21 protein-coding genes are annotated in these 17466 nt (G+C 62.0%); 9 read left to right on the top strand and 12 right to left on the bottom strand.

Annotation, left to right across the window (positions count from 1 at the left end; all coding sequences use genetic code 11):
• Window positions 1-63 precede the first annotated feature (63 nt).
• Together XH91_RS38780 and XH91_RS10835 are read left to right on the top strand one after the other, a co-directional pair.
• Window positions 64-240, top strand: coding sequence for a hypothetical protein (locus tag XH91_RS38780; protein ID WP_164934206.1), 177 nt, complete (start codon window positions 64-66; stop codon window positions 238-240).
• A gap of 36 nt (window positions 241-276) precedes the next feature.
• Complete coding sequence (locus XH91_RS10835; protein WP_128950592.1) at window positions 277-597, top strand: c-type cytochrome; 321 nt, start codon at window positions 277-279, stop codon at window positions 595-597.
• Window positions 598-774: 177 nt separating this feature from the next.
• Here XH91_RS10835 and XH91_RS10830 read toward each other — a convergent pair whose 3' ends face one another.
• The 3 genes from XH91_RS10830 to XH91_RS10820 form a co-directional block, all read right to left on the bottom strand.
• On the bottom strand, window positions 775-1116 hold the full coding sequence (locus XH91_RS10830; protein WP_092300055.1) for a phasin: 342 nt from the start codon (window positions 1114-1116) through the stop codon (window positions 775-777).
• A gap of 146 nt (window positions 1117-1262) precedes the next feature.
• Window positions 1263-1448, bottom strand: a complete 186-nt coding sequence (locus tag XH91_RS10825; protein WP_128950591.1) for a hypothetical protein — start codon at window positions 1446-1448, stop codon at window positions 1263-1265.
• A gap of 388 nt (window positions 1449-1836) precedes the next feature.
• Entirely contained in the window at window positions 1837-2355 is a 519-nt protein-coding gene (locus XH91_RS10820) for a hypothetical protein (RefSeq protein WP_245477300.1), read from the bottom strand.
• Between the two features lie 133 nt (window positions 2356-2488).
• On the opposite strand from XH91_RS10820, the gene XH91_RS10815 reads away from it, so the two are divergent.
• Complete coding sequence (locus XH91_RS10815) at window positions 2489-2845, top strand: hypothetical protein (RefSeq protein WP_128950590.1); 357 nt, start codon at window positions 2489-2491, stop codon at window positions 2843-2845.
• Between the two features lie 46 nt (window positions 2846-2891).
• Here XH91_RS10815 and XH91_RS10810 read toward each other — a convergent pair whose 3' ends face one another.
• A complete protein-coding gene (locus XH91_RS10810) occupies window positions 2892-3455 on the bottom strand; it encodes a hypothetical protein (protein WP_128950589.1) in 564 nt (187 codons plus the stop codon).
• Between the two features lie 47 nt (window positions 3456-3502).
• Window positions 3503-4036 (bottom strand): GcrA family cell cycle regulator, encoded by a 534-nt coding sequence (locus XH91_RS10805; RefSeq protein ID WP_128950588.1) that lies wholly within the window; start codon window positions 4034-4036, stop codon window positions 3503-3505.
• A gap of 162 nt (window positions 4037-4198) precedes the next feature.
• On the opposite strand from XH91_RS10805, the gene XH91_RS10800 reads away from it, so the two are divergent.
• Both XH91_RS10800 and XH91_RS10795 read left to right on the top strand, forming a co-directional pair.
• Entirely contained in the window at window positions 4199-4807 is a 609-nt protein-coding gene (locus tag XH91_RS10800; RefSeq protein WP_128954796.1) for a S24 family peptidase, read from the top strand.
• 100 nt (window positions 4808-4907) lie between these two features.
• Entirely contained in the window at window positions 4908-5183 is a 276-nt protein-coding gene (locus XH91_RS10795) for a hypothetical protein (RefSeq protein ID WP_128950587.1), read from the top strand.
• Window positions 5184-5222: 39 nt separating this feature from the next.
• Here the strand turns inward: XH91_RS10795 and XH91_RS10790 are convergent, their stop codons facing one another.
• On the bottom strand, window positions 5223-6197 hold the full coding sequence (locus XH91_RS10790; protein WP_128950586.1) for a quinone oxidoreductase family protein: 975 nt from the start codon (window positions 6195-6197) through the stop codon (window positions 5223-5225).
• Window positions 6198-6424: 227 nt separating this feature from the next.
• Here XH91_RS10790 and XH91_RS10785 point away from each other — a divergent pair, with 227 nt between their 5' ends.
• From XH91_RS10785 to XH91_RS10775, 3 genes are all read left to right on the top strand, one after another.
• Complete coding sequence (locus XH91_RS10785) at window positions 6425-6625, top strand: hypothetical protein (protein WP_057749711.1); 201 nt, start codon at window positions 6425-6427, stop codon at window positions 6623-6625.
• A 145-nt stretch (window positions 6626-6770) separates the two neighbouring features.
• Window positions 6771-7718 carry an AAA family ATPase gene (locus XH91_RS10780; RefSeq protein WP_128950585.1) on the top strand — a complete coding sequence of 316 codons (948 nt, stop codon included), beginning with the start codon at window positions 6771-6773 and terminating at the stop codon, window positions 7716-7718.
• 6 nt (window positions 7719-7724) lie between these two features.
• Window positions 7725-9104 carry a vWA domain-containing protein gene (locus XH91_RS10775; RefSeq protein ID WP_128950584.1) on the top strand — a complete coding sequence of 460 codons (1380 nt, stop codon included), beginning with the start codon at window positions 7725-7727 and terminating at the stop codon, window positions 9102-9104.
• A 20-nt stretch (window positions 9105-9124) separates the two neighbouring features.
• On the opposite strand, the gene XH91_RS10770 is transcribed toward XH91_RS10775, so the two are convergent.
• Window positions 9125-9307, bottom strand: coding sequence for a hypothetical protein (locus XH91_RS10770; protein WP_128950583.1), 183 nt, complete (start codon window positions 9305-9307; stop codon window positions 9125-9127).
• Between the two features lie 349 nt (window positions 9308-9656).
• On the opposite strand from XH91_RS10770, the gene XH91_RS10765 reads away from it, so the two are divergent.
• Window positions 9657-9878 carry a hypothetical protein gene (locus XH91_RS10765; protein WP_128950582.1) on the top strand — a complete coding sequence of 74 codons (222 nt, stop codon included), beginning with the start codon at window positions 9657-9659 and terminating at the stop codon, window positions 9876-9878.
• 112 nt (window positions 9879-9990) lie between these two features.
• Here XH91_RS10765 and XH91_RS10760 read toward each other — a convergent pair whose 3' ends face one another.
• The 5 genes from XH91_RS10760 to XH91_RS10740 form a co-directional block, all read right to left on the bottom strand.
• Window positions 9991-10422, bottom strand: coding sequence for a hypothetical protein (locus tag XH91_RS10760; RefSeq protein WP_128950581.1), 432 nt, complete (start codon window positions 10420-10422; stop codon window positions 9991-9993).
• On the bottom strand, window positions 10419-11717 hold the full coding sequence (locus XH91_RS10755; protein ID WP_164934205.1) for a tetratricopeptide repeat-containing sulfotransferase family protein: 1299 nt from the start codon (window positions 11715-11717) through the stop codon (window positions 10419-10421). Before XH91_RS10755 ends, XH91_RS10760 begins: the two co-directional genes overlap by 4 nt.
• 352 nt (window positions 11718-12069) lie before the next feature.
• Window positions 12070-14139, bottom strand: a complete 2070-nt coding sequence (locus XH91_RS10750; protein WP_128950579.1) for an alkaline phosphatase family protein — start codon at window positions 14137-14139, stop codon at window positions 12070-12072.
• A 232-nt stretch (window positions 14140-14371) separates the two neighbouring features.
• Window positions 14372-15745, bottom strand: a complete 1374-nt coding sequence (locus XH91_RS10745; RefSeq protein ID WP_128950578.1) for a hypothetical protein — start codon at window positions 15743-15745, stop codon at window positions 14372-14374.
• Window positions 15746-15827: 82 nt separating this feature from the next.
• Window positions 15828-17087: an allantoate amidohydrolase gene (locus XH91_RS10740; RefSeq protein ID WP_128954795.1), complete on the bottom strand. Its 1260-nt coding sequence runs from the start codon at window positions 17085-17087 to the stop codon at window positions 15828-15830.
• Window positions 17088-17466 lie beyond the last annotated feature (379 nt).

The following is a 17466-nucleotide window of genomic DNA, read 5'->3' as shown; positions in this document are numbered from 1 at the left end:
GCGGCAGATCAACGCAGCTCCATGCCGGCCGGGATAAATGGCCATACGTTACCGGAGAGGCGCATGTTGCATCATCCTGAAGGGCTCGAAGCGACGAGGCTCGACATGGAGAGGCTCGGCCTTCTCCCGGCGAGAGTGCCTGCACCGATGCGCCATCTCTATCGTTTGGCCCGCAAGCTCTTCCGCTCGATCATCGCGCGTATCGACCTCTCGCAGTTTCCGGGATCATGTTGCGGCTGAGCGTGCAGTCCGCAAGCGAACAAGGCAGGTGATGAGATGCGCGCATTCGCGAGACGAATTTGGCTTCCGCTAGCGACAATCGCGAATTTGGGCATATCGCCTGCTCCGGCGGCCGACGCCGGTCACGGGGCCGACCTGGCCCGGCGCTGGTGCGCAAGCTGCCATCTCGTGACAAGCAGCCAAGCGCAGGCCAGCGCCGACGTGCCCTCCTTCGCATCAGTTGCGCGCAAGCCTGATTTTAACCCCGAGAAGCTCGCATTCTTCCTTCTTGACCCGCATCCGAAGATGCCGAACTTTCCGTTGAGCCGGACCGAAGCCGCCGACCTCGCGGCCTATATCGGATCATTGCGCCAGTAGGTGGCGGATCGCTCCCCCGAAAATGCAAACCCATGCCGGGTGAACCGACAGGGATCAGCAGAAGGGACGATGGACGGCGGACGAGGTTCATCCGGTGGCCCATCATGGACCTGCGTTGGAATTGAAATGCGCATCACGCAGCTGCGCAAGATCAATTTGTAAGCAGACAATCCGGGATCAGGATTTGCCCTTGCCCGGCTGCATGAGGTTGCCGGTCATCTGGCGCATGTGATCGCCGGCGTTCGTGAACTGGCTGCGCAGGAACTCGGACTGGATTCGCATCGCCTCCTGAAGGTCGGTCGCATGAACCAGCTTGCGCGCATGCTCGAATGCCGCCTTCATGTTCTGCTCGGTGAAGGCGAGCGCCTGCTTGGACACGTCCGCGCTCGCGCCAGGAACAGACGACATCGATTTGGTGGCGGCATCGAAAAACATGCCGAATGCCTTTTCCGCCTGGTCGATCGTCTTCTCCGCCAAGTCACGCAGTTCAGCCGGAACTTCGAGCTTCGGTTCGATCATGGTCGTACTCCTCCCTCTTTTTCCTGACTGATTATCACATTTGTCGCACCGCCTTCCAGCGGCCAAGCGTCAGCCGGAACCGCCACCCGACGGTCCATCACCGGTCGGGAGCACGGACCAAGCGTATTGCCGGCGCTCGGCCACGCTTAGGACAAGGGGTGGTCGGGGAGAGTTTCGTCGGTGACGAGATCTTCGACGAGCTTGATGACCTCGAAGCGTTGACGGGGAGCGAGCTTGAGAAAGGCGCGCAGCAGGCGGAGGCTCTCGACCGTGCCGGTCGCGGGTGCACCGAGCTTGAGATGCAGTTCAGCCGCGAAATTGAGGTTCTTCATCTCGCACCTATGACAGGATCGGCCCTTCGGGTCGGGCGTTCGAAGCCCGATCGAGGACCGGTTGTCGTCACCGAACGCCACGGCGACGACGAACTCTAGGTCGGAGCACCCCAGCAGGCTGGCGCGCTGAGCTGTAGGTCTGAATAGACTCGGCCCGACCCGAGAAGTTGCAATTATGTCAAGGAACAACCCGTCGGGCAAGCCAAACCGTGAGACTTAGCGATGCTTCGTCGACATCGCGCCACGGCAATTCCGGATAACAGGAATACGCGCCGCAGTCACCCACCTGCGTCAAGAAGCAGCAACAGTCACCACAAGGTCCCGATCGCTGTCAATTCGACCAACGTTTCGCGTCGTTTCTGATGCTCGGAAACTGGCAAACTGCGAACTAGCGCTTTTTCAGCGTATACACGTAATCGTTGAGCCCGATTTCGGCGGTTGTATCGTCCACGAAATGAACGTCGATCTCGCAGCCCGTCTCCAATGTCCTGATACGGGACCCGACGAAGCCGAGCGAAGCGGCAAGTGCCTTTGGATCGACCTTCCCGTCGGCGCTACGCATCTCGTCAAATGCGCCTTGGAAAAGCATGTCGGGACCATAATCGGTCACCTTGTAGCGCGGCTTGGCACAGGCAAATGGACGCGGACCGGAGATTTCCCCGGTCTTGAGAGCGACTGTCCTGCCCATCAGCCGCGCGCGCTCGACATCGTCAGGCTTGCGGTGCGGATCGGCCCAAGGCGCGACCACGGCCGTCGTGAATGTCCAGTTTCCGACAAAAAAGGGACCGGCGGCCACGGCGGAGCCTGCCATGCCAAGAGATGCGAGCAGACAAGCAAGATGGATGAATTTCATGCGGCAGCTCCCCTTCATGGCTTGGACGCGTCGCGCCGCATCGGGGTTCATCATGGTCCGATATCTCTCGCTTGGTGAACCGTCGTTCAAGATCGTGCGACCAAGCGGTTGCGACCACGCAGATCACGGGCGCCATGGCTGATGAATGATTTGATTCGGGCGCGCCTCAGGACCAAAGGACGACGGCATGCTTTCTCGCTGCGATCTCATCAAGGGCGCCGCGGCTGCGCTTCTTACACTCTCGACTCAGGGCGCATGGGCGCAGGAGACCAAAATGAACCTGTTCAAGATCGTCACCGTCAAGGACGAGATCATCATCGGGCTGTCGCCCGACGAGCTCCAGGCGCTCGGCGGCAGTGACGCGAGTGCGGTCGCGCACGCTCTGGCGCAGAGGGGCGACCTTACCGTCTGGCAGTACAACGTGCATCGCGGACAGAACGGCGAAATGCAGCAGGCCCCCTCGGCCAAAATTGGCCTCCTGGCCAACGCTTCGCTCCGCGTCGAACCTTACACCACGCCCTACCAGATCATGCCGCATCCGTGACGCGAGGCCGGAGATGGGCCGACGGCGAAAGCCGTCGGCCCATTCTTCAGCGGCGCCGCGCCGACGCGTCCATCGCAAAACCATAAACCAGCGCCAGCCGGTCGAGGCATTCGCGAAAGCGCCGGGCGAAATAGTCGTTCCAGCGCTGGGTGCGGACAGCGCGCCGCTGCCCGATCTGGTCCATGGTCAGGCCGAGCACCAGCACGTCATGCACCAGCGCGGCACCGTCGGTGCCAAGCTCGCGTTCGACCCGATTCAACCGCAGCACGGCCTGACGCTGACGCTCCGTCAGGGGTTCGCGGGAGCTCGTGCCGTCAACATATTCTCGGCTGGGGTCCATGGCCTGCGGGCCCCGCTCTGCCCTCTCCCAGTCGTTCTGGTAGGCGCGACCACCTCGATATTGCGCTTCATCGATCTGGCGATGCGAGAGCAGCCGGCCGAGCGGATCGTTGCGAATCGACCGCATCGCCACGATCTTCTCATCGGAATCTAGCGCGAGGGGATTATCGACCTCTGCCTCCGTGACCTCGGCATTGAACGGCAGGTCGCGCGAGCGCCGGTCGTGAAGTTCGGTCAATCTGTAAGACTTGTTGCGTCGGGCACGAGCCACTCGGAAACTCCTTGCGAATTGACATGAAAAAGACGGTCGCGCGCGGCTCAGGCGGCGGAGACGAGCCTCAGCGCGACGGCTGCTGCCGTACGGGCCGCGCCGGGACCGCAAGTGAGGCGCGCATGCGGCGTGCAATAGCTTGAGCCTGCTTGACGTGGGTGGCCGCAGAAGTTGATCTCCTCCCCCTCCTTGTCGCCGCCATAGGGGTAGCGGCAATCGCCTGGTTCGAGCTCGTCCAGTGCGATCAGGCGCGGCTGGACGCCGACGCAGCGCAGTTTGACCGGATTGGCTGGCTTCAGGGCCGATGGCGGTGGCAGGTTCAAGCAGGGTGGCGCGGCACGAGGCGGTGTGAGCGGAGCAGATGCGCCCGGCAAGGACGGCACGATCGACGGACTTATCATTCGTTCGGGCCTGCTGAGCCCGAGCCCGAGCCGCTTGGCGCGACCGACCACCGCATTGCGCGTGTAAGCCGTTCCAAACCTTGCGTTAATCTGCCTTCCGATCTCTGCATATGACAGTCCTTTGAAGAAGTAGTCGCGAAGCGCGTCGGACTGCTCCGACGACCAATGGCCCGGTTCCATGCTGTTGTCCTGTGATGCACCCCCGATCTCATGATCCCGAGGCGACACACACATTCCGTTATTCCGAATACGAAGTCAAGCCATAATTCTGATATTCATAATTGCATGAATTCCGAATTTCGGATTACAAGGGACTGAACCATGGCAATCGAGGGAATCACCATGTTGGACGTTGCGATGATCGAGCGGGGCCTGGAAAAGACGGGCAAGAGCAAAGGCGGGCTGGCCGCGGCGATGGGCGTGCGCCCGGGTGCCGTATCGGAAATCCTTGGTGGTGAACGCCTGGTGAAGGCCTCGGAAATCATCCCGATCATGCAGTATCTCGAGCTGAACCTCGCGCCGATCATGGGCCGCGTTGGTGCCGGCGCCGTGATCGAGCCTGACTTCGAGCAGGTTCCGCCGGAAGGGCTCGGCGATATCGCGCTGCCCTTCCCGATCATGGAAGAGACCGTGGCCTTCGAGATCGTTGGCGATTCGATGCTGCCCAAATACGAAAGCGGCGACGTGATCGTTGTCTACAAGGACCAGCGTCATCCGCTGTCGAGCTTCTATGGCGAAGAGGCCGTTGTTCGGCTCAAGACCGGCGAGCGCTATCTGAAGACCATCGAGCGGGGCAAATCCCCCTCTGTCGTCAACCTCACGAGCTTCAACGCCAAGCCGATCGTCGGCGTCAAGCTGGACTGGGTCGGAGAGATCTGTCTCTCGATGCCAAAAGGCCAGCTCGAACGGTTGCGCGCCAAATCGGCCCGCCCGCGCAAGAAGGGTCGATAACAGGCATTCCCGATTTTCGGAAATCCTCCTTGACTTTTTTCTTATTTCCGGAAATACTCTGCCGCGCACCCGACCACCGGGGGTGCGGCAGGATCGTTTGATGCAGTATTTCGTCGTGATGATCGATTACGGGCGCCGCGGTCGCGAGGCGGTCGTCGATCCTGAAATCACCAGGCGCGAGGTCATCTCCCGCGTCAGCTCCGGCGAATACCGGAACATTCTGTTCATCCACGAAATCGCGGAAAATTCGGTCGACGACGTGACCGAAGCCATTTTGGCCGAGGCCGCCCTCCCCGAAATCCCGCCTGAAGACCTGGATCTCCAGGCGCTCCGTCATGATCACGCTCGCGACCTGCGCAAGCACGAGAAAGCGTGACGCAGGCCTGACGCAGCCTGCGTCACGACTGAACCGGGCTCACACCGTCAAAACGGTCGATCCCGTGGTCTTGCGCGCGGCAAGGTCGGCATGCGCTTTGGCGGCGTCCTTCAGTGCATAGCTCTGGTGCACCGCGATCTTGACTGCGCCGGACTTGACGACATCGAACAGCTCGTTCGCCATGGCGACCAGGTTGTCGCGCTTGGCCGCGTAGGTGAACAATGTCGGCCGGGTAACATAGAGCGAACCCTTCTGCGCGAGCAGACCAAGATTGAGCGGTTCGACCGCGCCGGAGGATGCACCGAACAGCGCAGCGACGCCAAGCGGCGCGAGGCAGTCAAGCGACTTCAGGAACGTGTCCTTGCCGACGGAATCATAGACCACTGGCACCTTCTTGCCGCCGGTGATCTCGTCGACGCGTTTCACGAAATCCTCACGCGTATAGATGATGACGTGGTCGCATCCGTGCGCCTTGGCGAGCTTTGCCTTCTCGTCGCTGCTGACGGTGCCGATCACGGTTGCGCCGAGATGCTTGGCCCATTGGCTCAGGATCAGGCCAACGCCGCCGGCGGCGGCATGCAGCAGAATGGTATCGCCGGCCTTCACACGATAGGTCTGCCGGATCAGATATTGTGTCGTCAGTCCCTTCAGCATCATCGCCGCGGCGGTCTTGTCGTCGACACCGTCGGGAATCTTCAACAGCCGGTCGGCCGGGATCAGCCGTGCCTCGGAATAAGCGCCGAGCGGTGATGCACCATAAGCGACGCGATCGCCTGGTTTCAGATCGGTAACGCCGGGGCCGACCTCCTCTACAACGCCAGCCGCCTCGCTGCCGAGCCCGCTCGGCAGCTGCACCGGATACACACCGGAGCGATTGTAGATGTCGACGAAGTTGAGGCCCACGGCAGTATGGCGGATGCGCGCCTCGCCCGGCCCCGGCTTGCCGACACTGACCTCCTCCCAAAGCAGGACTTCCGGACCACCGGTCTTGTGAAAACGAATGGCGTGAGTCATGGGCGTTGCTCCCTTATCGTTGCGTTGATGGTCCTCGAAGGGCGGATCGGCCCGAGAAATAGGCATTTGGTCCGCCTGTTACAGTATAGAAGACGTAACAAGAATGTCACAGCGAACGACAAACCCTCGCCGTTCCACCTCTGTTCGAAAGAGTTGATGACGGTCTCGGAGCGACCGGCAGTAGCCTCTTCGCGGGGTTTGGTGGTCGCCTGCGAAGGAGAGCCGAGATGCCAGCTTATGTACAGCATCATCAGGACATCGAAATCGCGCCTGTGATTTGCCCGACATGCATGGGGTTCCTGCCGATGTATGTGCGCGAGGTCGAGCCGCACTGGAGCCTTGCCAAGATCGACTTCGTCTATGAATGCGCCGATTGCGGCGCCGAGGTCAGGCAGACCATCCGCAAGCCGGAGTTGCTGAGGCACTGATCGAGCGATCAGCAGCCCTTAAGTATTTGCGCTGAACGGAAAAAGCTGATGTCAGCGCGGGTCAGGCCGTCCCAAACGAGGCTTGTTCTTTGCCGGGAACGCAGGCAGAACACCCCTCAAGCAAGACATTTGGGAGCGCCATTTCGTGGCTGATCAGAAGGCCTCGACCGCGATCGAGGCAGTGGAGAGCGGCCTCGCCGCGCAAGGCTATATCGCGAGCCGGCAGATCGCGACCGCCGTCTATCTGTCGCAGCAGATCGAAAAGCCGATCCTGGTCGAGGGCCCCGCGGGCGTCGGCAAGACCGAGCTCGCCAAGGCGATCGCCGCATGGCGCGGCAAGAAGATGATCCGCCTGCAATGCTACGAAGGCCTCGACGAGGCCAAGGCGCTCTATGAATGGAAATACGCCAAGCAGCTGCTCTACACCCAGATCCTCAAGGACAAGCTCGGAGAAGTCCTCGGCGGCGCGCAGACGCTACATGCCGCCCTCGATCAGCTCCACGATTTCGGCGACGTGTTCTTCTCCAAGGAATTCGTCGAGCCGCGTCCCCTCCTCCAGGCGCTGGAGCAGCCGGGCGGCTGCGTGTTGCTGATCGACGAGATCGACAAATCGGATGCCGAATTCGAATCGTTGCTGCTTGAAATCCTCTCCGACTTCCAGGTCACGATCCCCGAGCTCGGCACGGTCTCGGCGATCACGCCACCGACCGTGATCCTCACCTCCAACAGCGAGCGCGATCTGGGCGACGCCCTGAAGCGGCGTTGCCTGCATCTGCACATCGGCTTCCCCGAGCAGCGGCTTGAGGAGCGCATTGTCGAAAGCCGCGTGCCCGGCATTTCGCAGACGCTTCGCAGGCAGATGGTCGGCTTCATTCACGAAATCCGCTCGCTCGACCTCAAGAAGCTACCGTCGGTCAGCGAAACCATCGACTGGGCACGCGTGCTGGTGTTGCTCCAGGCAAGCGAGCTCGACACCGAGATCGTCAAGGACACGCTCAACGTGCTCCTGAAATACGAGGCCGACATCGAGGCGGCTACGCCGCAAGTGACGACCTTCATCGCCAAGGCGGCCCGGTCCAACGTCTTCGGTTGACGCCCGATGCGCGAGAACCTCCATCGTTTCTTCCGGGCGGCGCGCGGCGCCGGCGTCCACGTCTCGCCTGCCGAAAGCATCGACGCGATGCGCGCGGTCTCGCAGGTCGGTCTCACCAACCGGGCCATCCTGCGCGACACGCTGCTCCTGACGCTCGCCAAATCACAGGACGAGAAGCTCGCGCTCGGCGACTGCTTCGATCTGTTCTTCAGCCAGCCCGAGCCGCGGCAGGATCAACCCGAGGCAAACGACAATGACGAGCCTTCACAAGGCTCCGATCAGTCGGCCTCGTCAGGCTCGGACAGCGATGCAGGCGGGGGTCAGCCCCAACAACGATTGGGCCCGCTCGCACAGATGCTGCTGTCGCAGGATCGCAACGCGATCCAGGCCGCCATCGCCAGTGCTTCCGGCGCAGCATCACTCTCCGATATCCGCTACTCCACCCAGCGCGGCATCTTCTCCAGCCGCATTCTCGACGCGATGGGGCTCCAGCGCCTGCGCGACGATCTTGACGAGCTGACCGGGACGAACCCGGCACTCGCCGAACGCCTGCGCGCCGCGCTAGATGCGTTGCGCGAGGCGGTGCGCGATACTGTCTCGCAGGGACTCGCGCTCTATGCCCGCGAAGAGGCTGAAAACCTCCGCAACGAAATCCTGCGCAACGCGCCTCTTGCCCGCATCGAGCGGCGCCAGGTGGCGGAGATGCGCGCCCTCATCCGCCAGATCGCGCGGCGCCTGCGCGAGCGCTATTCGAAGCCGCGCAAGCGCCAGCGCCGCGGCCATCTCGACGTCCGCCGCACGCTCCGCCGGAACGCCGCTTGGGGCGGCGTGCCTTTCCTCACTGCATGGAAGCGCAAGCATCGCGACCGGCCGAAGATCGTGGCGCTGTGCGACGTCTCCGGCTCGGTTGCGCAGGTCTCGGATTTCTTCCTGCTCCTGATCCACTCCCTGCACGAAGTCGTGGACGACGTCCGCTCCTTCGCATTCTCGTCACATCTGATCGAGGTCAGCGAGATCCTGGAGAAGAAGTCGCCCGAGGAGGCGATGGCCGAGATCATGTCCAAGGTCGGCTTCGGCTCGTCCGACTACGGCTCCGCGCTGGTCGATTTCGAAAAGGACTTCATGAGCGCGCTGACGCCCCAGACCACGGTGATCGTACTCGGCGATGCGCGTAGCAACAATCTCGACCCGCGCGCAGATATCTTGCGCCGCATCTCCGAACGATCGAAGCGGCTGGTCTGGCTCAATCCCGAAGGACGGCTCGCCTGGGGCTTTGGCGATTCCGAGATGCCGCGTTATGCGACCTTTTGCAGCGTGGTGCGGCAATGCGCCACCGCACAGCAGCTCGAGCGCGCGGTCTCCGATATCGTTGCCACTTATCAGTAAGTCTCAGGTCGCAGCGAACGTCAGTTTCGCGCAAGTTCTGCGTGAGCGACGTTGCACTCGCGAAAGTGATAGGCAATTTCGTCGAGCGCGCGCTGTTCCCACTCCTGGGCTTGCGCCAGCCAGAAAACCCGACGTTCGAAATCGAGCGCGGCGCGCTCCCGACAGAGGGATTCCTGACTGCGAATTTCGACCAGCCTGTTCATGCACTCACACTCCTTGTCGTGTGAAGCCATTCCCCGCAAATCAGCCTAGCAGAATCACGAACCCAGCGTCTCACCATTTCTGTGCATATCGCGACGAAGAATGAGACAGCAACGCTTCCCGTGCACTGCGGCTGTCGCGGCGCAGCATCAAATGAAGATCATCAATTAGTGATCGGCGATCGGGACGATAATCGCCTCCAGCCGATCTTAACTATTGTGGCGCAACAGACTGCGGCAATTCGTGAGTAGAAGTTCAAAATGGTCACCGAATTCCCGACTCATTGTCGTCGCATGGTCTTCATGCAGCGCCGCTAACAGGGGCGCGAACGTGACTATCGCCTGAGGCAACATGAGCAACGACGCCGACTTCGACCTTTCGCCGGACCAGTGGGAAGCGCTGAAAGCGCTTCGCAACCCGGTGTCGAACGGTCGCCTCGCCAAGGCTTACCTCCTCGAAGGTCTCGCCAGGCTTGGCCTCGTCGACGTCAACGACGGAGTGCCCGCGATGACACCAGCGGGACGCAAGGTGCTGGTGCGCGGATCATGCCGATTGCTGGATTTGGCAGCGTAGTTCACGATCAAAATATCTGGGCCCTCCCAATTGCGTAAGCGACATCGGTATGTCCCGTGCAGTCGGCAACCTTATCGGCAATTGTTTGGGTTGAGGCGAGCTCGTCGCGTCGCTAGCGCAGGTGTCCGCTGTCGTAATGCTTGCGCTCGGCAGCCGTGAGCGGTGGCCGGGCAGCACTTGCAGGCGTCACCGCGGCGACGACGGTCGCACTTGGGCCCTGCGATGCCAGCACCAGGACGTCGATGCTGTCGGCGGTGACCTGCATTGCATAATCATGGCCGCTGAGGAGCCGAGCGACCACACGACGCAGCGGTCCATCGAACACGCCCGTCACCTGAGCTTCGAGCGCGTCAGCGGAGCGGTAACGCAGATTGAAACGCTCCTGCAGCGCAGCCAAGACGTCATGGAGCGAGGCGTCGTGCACCTCGAGATGGACCGCGTCCGGACGCCCCGCAACCTTCACCTCGGCCGACGCGGTTCGGCCGAGGGCCAGGACGGTGGCGGACCCGAGCATGGCGACCAGAAGTAGCCGACGCATCGTCATGCCAGTTCCGCTTCCGGAATCTCGTGCGCCAGGCGTTCGCGGAGCGGTTTTAATCGCTCGGCATGGTGACGCCATTTTCCGAGCGAGGATGCGTAGATCGGACGGCGCACCTGAACGGCGCTGGCAGTCGCCGATGGCGCCGGGCTTTCGTGGAATCGCATCACCCCGTCTTCCCAGGGAAGCCCCAGAAATCTGATGATGTCCCGGCTCGCCGCAGCCTGGTCCCGAACGACGTCCTCGTAGTTGATTTCCATGAGCACGTCGGGCGGCAACACGCCGCGCCAGTGCCGCGTCAGACGGCGATAGGCGAGATAGTAGTGCGCTAGCTGGGTTTGATCGTAGGAAAACGCGAACTTGTTGCGGAAGTGCGCCTTGTAGATCGCCCAGCACGCATCCATCGGATGCCGCTGGACGAGGATGATCTTGGCTGAAGGCAGCGCCGCGTGAATGAGGCCGCAATAAAGATAGTTATCGAGCGTCTTGTCGACAAAGCGGACGTTCTCCGGCACGCGGAGCGCGGTGGCCTGATCCAGGTAGCGCCTGCCGATACCTTCGAGGTCGTGCCCCCTTGGGCGCTCCGCCATGCTGCGACGCATCTCTGCGGCGAACGCGCCGGTCTCTCCGACGGAATGCATCGCCGAGTGGCTCGCGATAATGCGCTCCACCAGCGTGGTACCGGTGCGCGGCAGACCGGTGACGAAGACAGGCGCGACATCGGCGTAGCCACGCGGCGCAGTATCGATCCAGCGTCGCGTGTGCGCCTGGATGATCGCATCGATCTCACCAATTTCGGCGGCGGGATCGCGCGGGAGCGACCGGCGCTGCAAGTTGCAGCCGGCCTCGACATGCGAGAAAGCGCGATCCCAATGCTCGACATCCTCGCACTCCTTGCCGAGGGCAAAGCGCAGCATGATTTCGCTCGGCGCCGACAGACGCCCCTCTGCGATCACGGCCTCCATCTCGTCGACATGGTTGCGGTCGCTGCTCTGGATTCGCAGGTCCGAACGCAGGTAGTGGGCCAATCCGTAGCGGGGGTCGCACGCAATCGCCGCATCGCAATGCGCTTCGGCGTCGTCGAGTGCGCCGATCATCCGCTCCGCGGCGGCCAGATTGAACAGATACTGCGGAACGGCGGGCTGCAAGGTGACAGCGCGGCGGAAAAGCTCCCTCGCCTGTTGTTGCAGTCCGAGCAAGCCAAACATGGCACCAACTGCGTCGAGCGCGTCCGGCTCGTCGCCGGCATGCCTCGCCGCAACGTCCGTAGCCGCATTGGCTTCGCGCGTCTCGCCCTTCACGAAGAGGCATTTGGCCCGCAACGCCAGCGCAATCGGGTTGGTCGGAGCGAGTGCCACGGCGCGTTCCGCGCTGACCGCTGCCGCATCGAGCCGATCACGCATCAGCGCAGTCTCGGTCAGCAGCGCCCAGGCGCGCCAATCCGACGAATTGCCCGCGAGCACCTTTGCGCAAATCGTCTCAGTCGAGCTCAGATCGCCGCTTGCAAAGGCACGGCGCGCCGCCTCGATCGAAACGGCGCCGGCGGCATGCTGTCCGTTGGCTTCCACGCGTGTTGCTCCATGCAATTCAGACGAGATCGACCCGGCGGCTGGGCAGCCGCCGGGTCTTGCTGGTGAAGGCTATCGGCTCCGATCAGTCCTGGTCGTCGTCGTGATCACCGTCGTGACGATCGGCGAAGTTGAAATTGCCGAAGAGATCGCCGATTGCGGGGCGGTTGACGGGAACGTAGGGATTATCGTCCGACGCAACCGGGTTCGGCAGGGTGTCACGCGTCTTGGGTCCGAGCGGCTTGAGGTGCCAATTGCGTTCGATGAACTTGGTGATCGAGACGTGGTCGCCATATTCATGCGACACATGACCGCCGCGCGAATATTTCGAGACGACGAGAAGCGGGATGCGCGTTCCGTCGCCGAAGAAGTCGACCGGCTGGATATAGCCGGAGTCGTAGTAACCGCCGCCCTCGTCCATGGTGATGACGATCGCGGTCGACTTCCACAGCTCCTTGTTGGACTTCACCTGATCGACGATCTTCTTGGTGAAGGCTTCGAAGAGATCGACACGGGACGAGGCTGGATGGCCGTCGTTGAAGGTGCTCGGCTTGACGAACGACACGGCGGGCAGATCGCCCTTGGCGATGGCGTCGTAGAGATCGAGCGTGTCCTTCATGTGCGCATCGCGCTGCTCCGCGTGGGTCATGACCGAAGCGGAGAACAGGAAGGGATTGCAGATGTTGCAATAGAGGTAGGCGACTGGATCCAGCGCACCGAAATTGGTGCCCTCGCCGGGCGCCGTCTTGAAGTCGTTCCAGCGCTCGCCGAAATAGGCCCAGGAGACGTCGGCCTGGGTCAGCGCATCGCCGATATGCCGCTGCTTGATGACAGGCGGCAGAGTGAACGGCCCGTTGTTGATCGGATCGGTGGCACCGCTGCCGATGAAGGCTGGAACGTAGTTGTTCAGCAGATAATAGGCGTTGGGCGCGCAGCGCGGCGACACGTGGATGGCGTTGAGATAGGCGACAACAGGGCCCACGCCCGGCTGGCCGGGATCTGAGCAGTTCGAATAGCTGCCGCCGCCATAGCCGTCGTTGAGATACCAGTTGTTGGTGCCCGGCGCCGGGTTCGGGTTCTCGACCTCGTTGACATATTGCGGCGGATTGGAACCGGGCACGAGCACGTGATCCGGCTTGGCCGGGTCGCCCTTGTCGTCGGCATAATAGAGCGCGTCGGCGTAGCCGATCATCATGTGATTGGCGAAAGTGCCGCCCATCACGCTCTGGTGGAAGTTGTCGTTGAGCGTGTACTTGCGCGCAAGCTCGGTCAGATAAGGCGCATCGCCCTTGGCGACATTATAGAAGCCGAGCGCAATACCGCCTTCCTTCAATGGGTGCGGGGTCGGATTGCCATTGCTGCCCGAGGAGACGCTCTGTTCCACAAAGGTGAAGAGATCGGCCTGGCAGCCGCTTGGATTGTGATGCGTTGCCTTGGCCACGTCGCAGTCGAGTTGCTGCCACATCTGGTAGAAGCGGTGCACGGGGCTGCCGCCGTAGGTCTTGTAGAGGGTGGACGGAGTTTCGCCGCCCTGCGCCAGGGTCACGAGCGGATAAGGGCCGTTCGGCAGACTATCGGAGTCGAGGATGCGCGTGTCGGGCGAATTGCCCGGCAGGCCGGTCGCGCCGGTCGTCAGCAGCGGCAGGTCCTGCTGGCTCAGGCCGTAATCCCCTTGCTGCGCGAGTTGCAGCGTGGCGAGACATCCCGGACCATTGAGCGCGGCCTGATCGACCGAGGTGTAGCAGGATTGCGGTGCGTAGGAGGTGCCGGGCGTCTGCACCTTGTTGGTCGTGTGATTATATGGCGTCTTCGGGGTCGGATTGATCGAGTAAGTATTGTTGACGACGGTGGAAGACTGCGCGGCCCTGGCGTAATTCGGACCGGGCTGACCGTCCCTGGTGATGATGCCTTTGGAGAGCAAATTGTCGACATGTTCGCCCGGATGACGCGGCTCGTAGGTGGCGAAGACGTGGTCGAAGGTGCGGTTTTCGCCGAGGATGACGATCACGTGCTTGATCGGGCTCTCGGTACGGTCGCCGTTCGTGTTGCTGCCGCCGAGCATATCCATCGCATAAACGTCATGTCCCATCAGTGACAGGATCGCGGCTGTTACCACGGTACGGTCACGCAGACGTCGTGTCGTCTTTGAAAGCATTTTCACACCCCTCCGTTCGTTTCCTGAATGCAGAGAAATTGTCTCAACGCATGTCAGGTTAAGGGGCGCGCTTGTCAGACGTGCTGCTCGGCCGTGTCACTTCCGTTACGAGATTATGACAGCGAGCAGGGACCTATTGTCGCAACCAGCGGGCGCTTCTGGATTGCCGTCAACGGCTTGCCGAGGATTTGGTCTGATGTTCCGATGCGGCCGGTCTCGCAAAGATCGCCGCTCAGTCGTTCCAGCGGAGCAAGGGCGTCCCATAGGCCCGGCTCCAGACGGAGAGGAAGCGCGGGAACCAGGAGTGCGCAACCGCGCCTTTATAGGCCCAGGTGCGATACTTCAACCCCTGCTCCGAGATCAGTTCCTGATAGCCGCCGTGGACCTCGGTCGCGGTACGGATATCTTTCAAGATTCCTTGCGCGCAGGCGCGATAAGTATCGCTCCCCGAGAGCTCGTCAAAGTCCAGCATGCGATCGGCGAACTCGACGTTGAACGTCGGCCACGACGAGCGACCCTGATAGGCCGGCGCCGCAATCTTGTGGATCATCTTGTTGCGCGGATTATCCGCCGACACCAGGAAGTGGAACGTGCTGGGGATGCGGAAACGGGGCTCGGCCAGGATCAGATCCGTCGTGGCCGCGAACAGCGCGCGCTCGCTCGGATCATTCATATCCCAGAAGCCGCGATGCACGCTGACAAAATCCAGCGCGACCATCGACACCGGCGGGCCCGCTGGACCATCCAGCGAATGCCTGATGTAGCCATCCTTGCCGAACAGCCGGAGCAGGCCTTTCTTGTATTCTGGGAGGTCGCGCCCGAGCAGCCGCTTCAGCTCGACCTCGTCGACGATGCCGAGTTGCACACCCCACACGAACGTCGTGTAAACACAGGCATTGGTAACAAAGCGCCGGCGCTCAGCACGGGTGTCTGTTGCCGCCGAACGAGGGCTTCTGGCATCGCAGAGCAAATATCGGACACCGTCGGCATCGAACGGCTCGAGCTCGCGAGCGAGCTTCAGGATCGCACGCTTCAGATCGCCGCCATATTCGGCCAGCAACAGGCGGCCGGCATGCGCGCATTGCGACATCGCCAGATAGGACAACGCCCGCTCCTCGGCCGAGAGCATCTGCTGCAGACCAGCCAGAATGCCGAGCAACGTATCCGAGGGGCGCGAGAAATAGTTCACGCCGAGATACCGGCCACGCCCCGCCGGAACGATGGTCGTCGTGACCACATCGGCGCGAGCCGCCTCTAGCAACAGGCGCACGCTCTTTTCGAGCAAGCGCGCCCGACGCACCGCGTCCTGTGCATCCATGATGGTCTCGGGATCGAGGACATCAGGATAGAACCAGGCAAAGTCGCGCGGATAGTAGGCGGAGGCGTGCGGAGCACCTGTGACAAGGAACGCCTCGGTCACCGAAAAGGCGCTGTCCATCGAGTGCCGATAGAGGTCCTCGATCGCCGACAGCGAGTGATGCGACTTTCTCATGAACCGGTCGCCGAGAAAATTGACCGCCTGAAGCGCGTTGGCGAGCAAGGTCGCAGCCGTGCCCTGGTAAAACCGGTTCTCTCGATGGCTTGAAAAGGAAATGTCGCTGTTCATTTGTTCGAGTCGGCTGACGTCTGGTGAAGTTGCACCATTTTACACTTCTCTGATTCGTGTCTCTACCCGGTGACTTCCGGGCCTACGCCGCTCGCGGCTTAAAATGCTCGATCACCCGCAGCAACACCCGCGCGCCGGCATCGACGTCAGCCAGCTCGACATGCTCGTCCGGATGATGACTGATGCCGCCGCGGCAGCGAATGAAAATCATCCCGACATCGGCGATGTCGATCATCGCCATGCCGTCATGCCCGGCCCCGCTCGGCAGCTCGAAGGTGGAAAATCCTTCGGCCGCGATCGCCTGCGCGATCTGATCCTTCAGCCAGGGCGCGCAAGGAACAGTGCGGTTCTCATGGGTGACATCGAGCTGAAGCACCAGATTCCGGCGCCTTGCGATCGCCTCGATCTGGCGAACGACGTCGGCGACTGCGCGCTTGCGATGCATATCGGTCGGCGCACGCATGTCGATGGTGAAGGATACCTCGCCCGGAACGACGTTGGTCGCGCCGGGCCTTGCCTGGATGTAGCCGACGGTGCCGACCAGTTCGTCCTCATCGGTGCGGCAAAACTGCTCGATGGCGGCAATGCATTCGGCTGCACCTGTCAGCGCGTCGCGGCGCAACGCCATCGGCACGGTGCCGGCGTGACCGGCCATTCCGGTCAGCCGCGCGGCGAGCCGTGTCGCGCCCGCAATCGCGGTCACGACGCCGAGAGGGAGATTCCGGGCTTCCAGCACCGGCCCCTGCTCGATATGCAATTCGAGATAGGCCAGCAGCTCGCGTCGGGCGCGCGCTGCCGCACCGATATGATCAGGGTCGAGGCCAAATTCGATGAGCGCATCGCGCATCGACACACCGTCCCGGTCGCGCGTGTTCAAAACGCTTTCGTCGAATGTGCCGGCGATGGCGCGACTGCCGAGCAGGGTCGAGGCGAAGCGCACGCCTTCCTCGTCGGCGAAGCCGACCACCTCGATCGCGAACGGCAGACGCTTGCCGCGGCGGTTGAGGTCGGCGACGCAGGCAATGGCCGTGATCACACCGAGCGGTCCGTCCCATTTGCCGGCATCGCGTACCGTGTCGTAATGCGAGCCGAGCATCAGGCAGGGCGCCCCCGGCTGCTCACCTTCGTAACGGCCGCAGGCGTTGCCGATCGCGTCGAGATGCGCGCTCATGCCGGCCTCACGCATCCAGCCCAGAATGACATTGGAGGCTGCACGCAGCTCCTTCGTGAGAAAGACGCGGGTGAGCTTGTCGCCGCCTTCCGAGATCGCCGCGAGCTCGTTGACCCGGCGCACGATCTCTTCGCCGAGCGATGCATTCTGAACGGCCTTACCAGCACCCATCTCGGCCAAGCTTCCATCCTGGAGACCGCTAGGCGCGGTCGCAGCGTCAATCGATACAAGTTCGGTGCCAGCGAATTCAGACCAGCGCCCTCGCGGGTTCAGCGTGTGGTTAGCACGTTTAGGGGCGGTCGGCCGAACCGCCTGCGATCGCCTATGTCCCGCGAGAGGTGTTAAGATTGCTTAACTCAATTGCATACAATCAAGAAATAATGCCTATAATTTCATCTATCGGTCTCCTGATCAAATTTTGCACATTCAATATATGCCATGTTTTTCAGTTATTTAATCTGAAATGCACGCCTATTGGCCTCTGGCACAAAGCTTGCGACATCGTATCCCGGGCTCCGCCAGACCGGCGCAGCCGCGAGATTGAGGCGGT

Origin of the sequence: Bradyrhizobium guangzhouense, assembly GCF_004114955.1 — a bacterium.
GTDB classification, from domain to species: domain Bacteria; phylum Pseudomonadota; class Alphaproteobacteria; order Rhizobiales; family Xanthobacteraceae; genus Bradyrhizobium; species Bradyrhizobium guangzhouense.
This window is presented reverse-complemented; position numbering and strand designations above follow the sequence as displayed.

Bases quoted from the DNA above. Each gene is read 5' to 3' on its own strand.
- XH91_RS10745 (WP_128950578.1), bottom strand. From the start codon at position 15,745: ATGAACAGCGACATTTCCTTTTCAAGCCATCGAGAGAACCGGTTTTAC.
- XH91_RS10815 (WP_128950590.1), top strand. From the start codon at position 2,489: ATGCTTTCTCGCTGCGATCTCATCAAGGGCGCCGCGGCTGCGCTTCTT.
- XH91_RS10750 (WP_128950579.1), bottom strand. From the start codon at position 14,139: ATGCTTTCAAAGACGACACGACGTCTGCGTGACCGTACCGTGGTAACA.
- XH91_RS10835 (WP_128950592.1), top strand. From the start codon at position 277: ATGCGCGCATTCGCGAGACGAATTTGGCTTCCGCTAGCGACAATCGCG.
- XH91_RS10795 (WP_128950587.1), top strand. From the start codon at position 4,908: ATGCAGTATTTCGTCGTGATGATCGATTACGGGCGCCGCGGTCGCGAG.
- XH91_RS10805 (WP_128950588.1), bottom strand. From the start codon at position 4,036: ATGGAACCGGGCCATTGGTCGTCGGAGCAGTCCGACGCGCTTCGCGAC.
- XH91_RS10820 (WP_245477300.1), bottom strand. From the start codon at position 2,355: ATGATGAACCCCGATGCGGCGCGACGCGTCCAAGCCATGAAGGGGAGC.
- XH91_RS10785 (WP_057749711.1), top strand. From the start codon at position 6,425: ATGCCAGCTTATGTACAGCATCATCAGGACATCGAAATCGCGCCTGTG.
- XH91_RS10825 (WP_128950591.1), bottom strand. From the start codon at position 1,448: ATGAAGAACCTCAATTTCGCGGCTGAACTGCATCTCAAGCTCGGTGCA.
- XH91_RS10800 (WP_128954796.1), top strand. From the start codon at position 4,199: ATGTTGGACGTTGCGATGATCGAGCGGGGCCTGGAAAAGACGGGCAAG.
- XH91_RS10775 (WP_128950584.1), top strand. From the start codon at position 7,725: ATGCGCGAGAACCTCCATCGTTTCTTCCGGGCGGCGCGCGGCGCCGGC.
- XH91_RS10830 (WP_092300055.1), bottom strand. From the start codon at position 1,116: ATGATCGAACCGAAGCTCGAAGTTCCGGCTGAACTGCGTGACTTGGCG.
- XH91_RS38780 (WP_164934206.1), top strand. From the start codon at position 64: ATGTTGCATCATCCTGAAGGGCTCGAAGCGACGAGGCTCGACATGGAG.
- XH91_RS10740 (WP_128954795.1), bottom strand. From the start codon at position 17,087: ATGGGTGCTGGTAAGGCCGTTCAGAATGCATCGCTCGGCGAAGAGATC.
- XH91_RS10770 (WP_128950583.1), bottom strand. From the start codon at position 9,307: ATGAACAGGCTGGTCGAAATTCGCAGTCAGGAATCCCTCTGTCGGGAG.
- XH91_RS10760 (WP_128950581.1), bottom strand. From the start codon at position 10,422: ATGACGATGCGTCGGCTACTTCTGGTCGCCATGCTCGGGTCCGCCACC.
- XH91_RS10790 (WP_128950586.1), bottom strand. From the start codon at position 6,197: ATGACTCACGCCATTCGTTTTCACAAGACCGGTGGTCCGGAAGTCCTG.
- XH91_RS10765 (WP_128950582.1), top strand. From the start codon at position 9,657: ATGAGCAACGACGCCGACTTCGACCTTTCGCCGGACCAGTGGGAAGCG.